At 42.7% G+C, this 813-nt stretch carries 1 protein-coding gene; it reads left to right on the top strand.

Going from position 1 to position 813, the window contains the following annotated elements; genetic code table 11:
* Positions 1 to 118: 118 nt before the first annotated feature.
* A partial coding sequence (locus R7040_RS25690; protein WP_318097459.1) for a PAS domain-containing protein occupies positions 119 to 813 on the top strand: 695 nt, incomplete at its 3' end.

Genomic DNA, 813 nt, shown 5'->3' with positions numbered 1-813 from the left:
TAATTCCCACACTAAAAATGTCGTATTGATAATACTTTTTATCTAACATTTTGTAATAAAAACAATAATCCTGTATACATCTCGCCGAAAACTAATAAAAATTATAGAAGTATCGTCTATGTCAGCCAATTTTTCTCAGAAAGCTCAAGAAACCCTCATCGGAGAACTTGAAGAACTCGTTTCGACCACTAACTTAAAAGGTGTTATTACTTATTGTAATGACGCGTTTTGTCGCGTTGCAGAATACACGCACGAGGAGTTAGTCGGTCAGAATCATAATATCGTCCGTCATAGTGACATGCCTAAAGCCGCTTTTGGTGATATGTGGGCACGCCTTAAAGAAGGCAAAGCGTGGCGAGGTATGGTTAAAAACAGCACCAAATCTGGCGGTTATTACTGGGTAGATGCCTACGTAACGCCTATCTATGAAAAAAACCAAGTTGTCGGCTATCAATCTGTGCGCGTTAAGCCTAAGCGTGAATGGGTGGATATTGCTGCAAAAGCTTACAAGGGGATGCTAGCCGCCGAGAAAGCGGGTAGAACCTGGTCGTTAAAAATTAACGAAACGGTTCGCTATGCGATTCTACTTGGTGCATTAACTGCACCTGCCGCAGCGTACGCACTATCTGTTGAAGGTCCGCTTGCTTGGCTTGCAAGTGCATTACCAGCGAGCGTTTTAGCGTTATTGTTCCGCCAAGAGTTGATTGATACGCCGCAACAGCTCAAAAAGCTGCAAAAGCAGTATGACAGCGTGAGCCGTTTGATCTATTCAGGCAATAGCGCATTTTCGATTGCTGATTTCCATATCAAAAT

The organism is Vibrio sp. 1069 (genome assembly GCF_033340555.1).
Note: the sequence above shows the minus strand (reverse complement) of the source record. Positions and strands in the feature narration are given on the sequence as shown.